Genomic DNA, 6,414 nt, shown 5'->3' with positions numbered 1-6,414 from the left:
ATCTGTTCTTTATTGTGGAACTAAGAAAGGTTGCAGAAAAGCAAATGTTGATTTATTTTTAGAATCATCTAGATAAGATGACCGAATTAGAGCGGTCTATATAAACGATTCTGGAACAAACCCAAATGCTCCAAGGGACATCTTTAAAAATTATTATATCGTCTATGTAGTCACTGAAATCTCTTCGTTTAGGATACATCATTGTTAAACGTAGACTTACTGATGATTCAAGAACCTGATACAAATGATCAATCTTATGATGTGGAATTTGATCAGTCATATGCGTATCTTATGCTCTTTACGGACGGAAACCGGATGGATTTTCGTCTTCCTAGAATAGAAATATTTATTTAGATCATGTTAGAAAAATACCTCTGAAGCAAAAAGCATCTACCTAATAATGATGTACTCTTTTTCATTGGGGGACAATCATTTTATCAGGGTAGGTCCCTTCCTTTTATAAAAGAATGCTATTTGAAGATGGAATCATTCTCATTTTTACAAAATAATGTATTACAGTGAGAAAAATACTTTAGAGGGGGGGAGAAAATATGAGTAATGTACCAGAAGCGTTAAAAATAAAGTCAACGAATATAACAAGTTCTACATTTATTGATATATCCGGCAATGATCTTTATTTTGAAAACGCCGATTTATCGGGAACTTCGATTGTAAATGCAAAACTATGTAATTTTAAAATAAATGATGCTGACCTTAGTGACTTTGAAATTGGTGGGGCCCAGTTAGGAGGAGCATACATTCACAATATCGGGATGCCACCTAAGTGTCATCCGAATCATCAACCAGGGGTAGAACAAAGACCTCTAAAGTTTGAAAACTGCTTTTTTAAAGGAAGTACAATAACAAATTGCAATTTAGAAAATGTAGAGATTACAAATTGCAATCTTAACGGTTTTACAATCAACGGTATTTCAGTAGAAGACTTATAAAAAAACTATAGTCCAAGCTCCTGAAAATATAGCCTCGGCATATTGCGATTCACAAAGAACTCCTTTCCCTAGTCCTATATAGCTGGGAGACTTCTTTAATTTCGTTTCAAAATTATTCTGAAGAAGGTAAAAACTGCATCCCATTATCAAATGGGAATGCAGTTTTTATTGAATATTCTTATTTCACCATCAATCCACGGTTAAATTGCTTTGATTTTTCTTTCTTTTTAAGAACAACAAACGAAATGGTTGTTCCTTGATTTGTGTTACTTTTAATTTGAAGTCCCTCACCGAAATGCTGTTTTAAGCGAAGATCTGTATTAAGCAATCCAATGCCAGATGAAGTCTCCGATTTTCTTTCAAGTAAACGTTCCATTGTAGCTTCATCCATGCCAGTACCATCATCTGACACAGAGATCTCAATGTACGAGTCGTAATCTACAATGCAAATATGAATATTCCCGCCATTTTCACGGGGCAAAATACCATGTTTCAAAGCATTTTCAATTAATGGTTGGATGGTTAATGATGGTATCATGACGTCTTTAGAAACGTTCAGATCCCACGTTACGTTTATCCGCTCCCCAAAACGTTCCTTATGAATATATAAATAGGATCGAACAAGATTTAACTCGTCCTCAAGTGGAACAAGCTCATCAATATTTTGAAACTTAAAGGATTCCCTTAAAAAATCACTTAGTGCTTCAAGTAGCTTACCAGTACGCTCGATATCAATTTCACTTAACGTGATAATGGCATTTAATGTATTGAATAAAAAATGTGGCTGTATTTGTGCCTGAAGCCACGCTGCCTCCATTCGAAGCCGTTCTTGTGCAGATTGTTTAACGTCGGTTAGTGCCTTCACTCTTGATCTTAACTCTAAAGCGTCCATTGGCTTTGATACGTAATCATTAGCACCAGATAAAAATCCATTTTTAATGTCTTGAGGCTGACTTCTTGCTGTGAGAAGTAAAACAGGAAGTTCAGTTATTGAAAATTGCTGACGAATTGTACGTACTAATTCGTATCCTGACATATTTGGCATCATTACGTCTGATATGACCAAATCCCACTCTTGAGACGTTACCATTTCGAGAGCTTTATCACCGCTTGTAACCATTACTAAGTCGTATTTTTCTATAGAGAGTATTGTTTCGATAACTCTTAAGTTAACTGGATCATCATCGACGACCAATACTCTAGGTCGATTTGCTGCAATGATTGAATGATTTTCAGTTCGATCATCCAATGGATTTGCAGGAGTCACTACCGTTGATTCTTCGTTCGCATCTGATAGCAGAGCTACATTTTCTGGTGTGTTTTGCTCATCCGTTCCATCAGATATAGGTAGCGTAAACGTAAATTCTGACCCTTTACCTACAACTGATTTTACCTGTAATGTTCCCCCATGTAGTTCAACCAAACGTTTACTAATACTAAGTCCTAGCCCAAATCCGCCTTCAATCATTGCTTTACTAAGGGTACCCTGCTCATAAGGTTCAAATATACGTTGAATAGTTCCCACATCAATACCAATACCAGTATCCGAAATCACAATTTCCGCCATATCATTTCTTATATGACCAGAAATCGTTACTTCACCTTCGTTCGTGTATTTCACCGCATTATGAAGTAAATTGAAAACAATTTGAATCATTCTATTTTCATCAGCCATTACTTTAGGAAAATCTTCAGGGATTTGATTTATTAATTGAATCTGCTTTCCGTCACTCATCACATAGAGCATATCTAATACACCCGATACAATGGCGTGAATCGAAACAGTACTAAGTTTTAGTTTGGTGTTATTTTCTTTTAAACTCATTACATCTAGTAAATCATTTAACATAAGTGACATACGACTTCCTACAGATAGCACTGTTTCTAAATCCTTGACACTTTTGTCACTGAGTGCACGTTCTTCTCTTTCCAAAACAGCCTTAGAAATGTTAAGGATCCCATGAAGTGGATTTCGTAATTCATGAGACGTATTGGCAAGGAATTCATCCTTTAACTTATCTGTCTTTTGGAGCTTCGTAGCAAGTTCTTTAGTTTCAGAATGGACTTTAGCATATCCTTTAAACCATAAAGTAGCCAAACAAGCCATTGTGATAATAAGATCAAATGGATACATGATCACTTTTATCCCAAAGATGAGAAGTAGGCCATCCCAAATCATATTATTGCCAAATGCTAATATGGCAAGAAGTAAAAATATATTACTTCTGATCTCTTTAATAGATTTTCGCATTACTGTTAGGATCGTTATTACCAACGCAATAGCTAAAATAATTAAATATACTTCTTGATTAGTTACTATATAGCGAGTAGGCAACACGATTGCCATCAATGTAGCTATACCACAGAAAATACTAAACCAACTTATATATTTTCTCACATGTTGAGGCAACCAATGTTTTATGCATTGAAGTAGTGAAAAGCCTATCCCTACCATAGCAAGATGAACTAATTTAAAGCCCCAGTCGTAATTAATCGGAAACCAATAAGATAATAATTTGTCATCGCTTGCTAATAAGTAATAATTCATAGTGCTTATCGATAACAGAGAAAAGTAAAGTAATCTTTTTTCTTCCATGTTTCCTACAAAAAATAAAATGATGGAATAGATCGCGTGTATAAAGAAAACAACTGCAACTAGTTGTTGCATAGCTATCGACCATTGCGTTTCCCTAGCTAATTTATCTTCTTTTCCTAATTTAATGGAGCGAACAATTCCACCGCCACGAGGATCCTTAAAGTTAGAAGCCTGAACTATAATTTCAATTTCTTTATGACCGTTTGCTTCAAAGGAAGCAGTATACGGAACATTTTTGGCAACTGTATTTTCTGCATTCTCCCCTATTTCACCTGATTTTGCCAACTGTCGTCCATTTACATAAATTTCTGAGGAACTCCGAACACTCGGAACTCGAATACTGTAAGTTATATTGTCTTCGGGATTGACGAGTAATTTTAAGCGATAAGAACCGTAACCGTAAGGGCTTTTCTCTTCCCCTTGTAAAGCAGAATTCCAGCCATTAGGAACCTGTATGTATGAAGCTTGAACCTTTTTAGATTCTAAGTGTTTTTCTTCACTAATCAACCAATTATTAGGATAAAACTCCCACTCTCCATCGAGTGTAATGGCATAACCGTCATTAAAATTCCAACTTCTTAAATCTATTTGCCCTTTTACAGCATGTGGTTGATCTGAATTATTAAATAATTGCAACCATAAAACTCGTGAGCCTGTCAGAAAGACAATAAACAAGCAAACGATGAGAACAATTTTTCTCTTTTTCATCAAAATAATTGTCAAAAGGTAATTTGTGTTTTGTTATTAGCACAAGCCCCTTAGGCCAAACTACACCTCCTACGATATATTATCCTAACATGGTTACGTTTACTTTTAAATCTAATTATTAATTAAAAATCCAAATTTTACATTGCAATATTATAATGTCGATGATTGTTTAACAGGTGGTTTAATGCAAGAGGCAAATTTTAGGTAGTCAATATCGTACAATAAAAGCTAAAAGATTTGTGCTACACTTACTTCCATATTAATAAAAAGAAGGTGTTTCATGAGATGTTAGAAGAAAGAATCGTTCATTTTGATCATGATCTACAGATTGAAGCCTATCGTTTCTGTGGAATCATGCAAAAATTCCCAAACCACTTCCACGAATACTTTGTGATTGGATTCATAGAGAGTGGACAAAGACGATTAACTTGCAAGAACAAAGAATATATCATCAATACCGGTGATTTAATATGTTTTAACCCTATGGATAATCATGCTTGTGAACAGATTGACAACAAAACATTAGATTATCGTTGTTTAAATATTAAGCCTGAAATCATGCGAAAAGTAACCAAAGAGATTACTGGAAAAGACTATCTGCCCCAGTTTAAAACTCCAGTTGCTTATTTAAGTGAACAAACAAGCATATTACATAATCTTCATCAGATGATCATGAAGGAATTACCAAATGATGAAAAGCAAGAAACATTTTATATTTTAATCAAGCAGTTAATTAACGAATATACAGAGTCTCCTAATGAAGCTGATACTAGTGCAAAAACAGAAATGATTAAAAATCTTTGTCAGTATATAGAAGCACATTATCAAGAGCACATTACTTTAGATGATTTAGCGAAAATGGCAAATATGAATAAATATTCTTTAGTACGAGCATTTACCCGTGTTCGCGGTATTACGCCGTATCGCTATCTACAAACAATACGTATCAATGAGGCAAAGAAGCTTTTGGAACAGGGAGTGTCGCCATTAGATGCGGCCTTATATAGTGGCTTCGGCGATCAAAGTCACTTTAGCCATTTTTTTATGGAATTTATCGGTTTGACCCCTAAACAATACCAAAATATTTTTACTAAACTCGATGAATAATCGACTATTAGAAAGGACTAGTATATGGAGAAAAAAAATACTGTTGGTCATACAGCAGCACTTATTACCATTTTGATCTGGGGAACAACTTTCATCTCTACTAAAATATTATTGAATGATTTTACCCCTATTGAAATCCTTTTCTATCGTTTTGTCATAGGTTTCGTTGTGTTACTGATGATCTACCCGCACCGACTAAAAGTAACGAATAAAAAACATGAATTCATTTTTGCTAGTGCTGGTTTATGTGGTGTTACGTTGTATTACCTTTTAGAGAATATTGCCTTAACCTTTACAATGGCTTCTAATGTTGGCGTTATCAGTTCCGTCGTTCCCTTTTTTACAGCAATTCTCACCTACCTATTTTTGAAGGAGGAACCATTACGGATCAACTTTTTCATTGGATTTCTTGTTGCAATTACTGGGATCTACCTGATCAGCTTTAGCGGTACTTCAAAGTACCAACTAAACCCCTTAGGAGATTTATTAGCTGTAATTGCTACGCTCGTTTGGGCTACTTATTCTGTATTGACTAGAAAAATAAGTGGTTACGGATATCATACAATTCAAACGACAAGAAGAGTGTTTTTTTACGGTATTCTATTTATGATGCCTACCCTTTTTCTGTTTGATTTTGAATGGGAACTGAAACGTTTTACAAATCCAGTTTCTTTATTCAATATATTATTCTTAGGTCTTGGTGCTTCTGCTCTTTGTTTTATTACATGGAACTATGCTGTTAAACTGCTAGGCACCATTAAAAGTAGTATTTATATTTACGCGGTTCCAGTCATTACAGTACTAACATCTATGATTGTATTAGATGAACAAATAACTTATATGTCGGCATTCGGTATAGTTCTAACATTATCTGGTCTTTTTATTTCTGAGAAAAAACCTAGTTTAAAAAAAGCAGAAAAAAACACGAGTATAACAAAATTTAATTAATCATTAAAAATCACAGAATTGAGCTTCATTCCTCCCACTTCTTCAGAGGTGGGAGGAATGAAGTGCTTTTTTCTTTATAGAACATATGTTTATGTTGTATATTGT

The 6,414-nt window shown here is 34.5% G+C and carries 6 protein-coding genes; 5 read left to right on the top strand and 1 reads right to left on the bottom strand.

All coding sequences use genetic code 11. The features are described from left to right. The first annotated feature begins 85 nt into the window (after nucleotides 1-85). The 3 genes from ACFXN8_RS06190 (at nucleotide 86) to ACFXN8_RS06180 (ending at nucleotide 950) form a co-directional block, all read left to right on the top strand. Nucleotides 86-208 (top strand): aminoglycoside 6-adenylyltransferase, encoded by a 123-nt coding sequence (locus tag ACFXN8_RS06190; protein WP_386843895.1) that lies wholly within the window; start codon nucleotides 86-88, stop codon nucleotides 206-208. Between the two features lie 14 nt (nucleotides 209-222). Continuing rightward, nucleotides 223-354: an aminoglycoside 6-adenylyltransferase gene (locus ACFXN8_RS06185; protein WP_386843893.1), complete on the top strand. Its 132-nt coding sequence runs from the start codon at nucleotides 223-225 to the stop codon at nucleotides 352-354. Nucleotides 355-551: 197 nt separating this feature from the next. Beyond that, entirely contained in the window at nucleotides 552-950 is a 399-nt protein-coding gene (locus tag ACFXN8_RS06180; RefSeq protein WP_386843646.1) for a pentapeptide repeat-containing protein, read from the top strand. A gap of 178 nt (nucleotides 951-1,128) precedes the next feature. Here the strand turns inward: ACFXN8_RS06180 and ACFXN8_RS06175 are convergent, their stop codons facing one another. Then, the gene (locus ACFXN8_RS06175; protein ID WP_386843644.1) at nucleotides 1,129-4,182 is read right to left on the bottom strand and encodes a hybrid sensor histidine kinase/response regulator; all 3,054 of its coding nucleotides are present in this window, start codon (nucleotides 4,180-4,182) and stop codon (nucleotides 1,129-1,131) included. A gap of 357 nt (nucleotides 4,183-4,539) precedes the next feature. On the opposite strand from ACFXN8_RS06175, the gene ACFXN8_RS06170 reads away from it, so the two are divergent. Both ACFXN8_RS06170 and ACFXN8_RS06165 read left to right on the top strand, forming a co-directional pair. Beyond that, on the top strand, nucleotides 4,540-5,361 hold the full coding sequence (locus tag ACFXN8_RS06170; RefSeq protein WP_386843642.1) for a helix-turn-helix domain-containing protein: 822 nt from the start codon (nucleotides 4,540-4,542) through the stop codon (nucleotides 5,359-5,361). Between the two features lie 24 nt (nucleotides 5,362-5,385). Then, the gene (locus ACFXN8_RS06165; RefSeq protein ID WP_386843640.1) at nucleotides 5,386-6,309 is read left to right on the top strand and encodes a DMT family transporter; all 924 of its coding nucleotides are present in this window, start codon (nucleotides 5,386-5,388) and stop codon (nucleotides 6,307-6,309) included. Nucleotides 6,310-6,414 lie beyond the last annotated feature (105 nt).

This window comes from Lysinibacillus sp. NPDC059133 (genome assembly GCF_042755925.1).
In the GTDB taxonomy this organism is placed as follows: Bacteria; Bacillota; Bacilli; order Bacillales_A; family Planococcaceae; genus Lysinibacillus.
Note: the sequence above shows the minus strand (reverse complement) of the source record. Positions and strands in the feature narration are given on the sequence as shown.

Bases quoted from the DNA above. Each gene is read 5' to 3' on its own strand.
- ACFXN8_RS06170 (WP_386843642.1), top strand. From the start codon at position 4,540: ATGTTAGAAGAAAGAATCGTTCATTTTGATCATGATCTACAGATTGAA.
- ACFXN8_RS06180 (WP_386843646.1), top strand. From the start codon at position 552: ATGAGTAATGTACCAGAAGCGTTAAAAATAAAGTCAACGAATATAACA.
- ACFXN8_RS06185 (WP_386843893.1), top strand. From the start codon at position 223: ATGATTCAAGAACCTGATACAAATGATCAATCTTATGATGTGGAATTT.
- ACFXN8_RS06165 (WP_386843640.1), top strand. From the start codon at position 5,386: ATGGAGAAAAAAAATACTGTTGGTCATACAGCAGCACTTATTACCATT.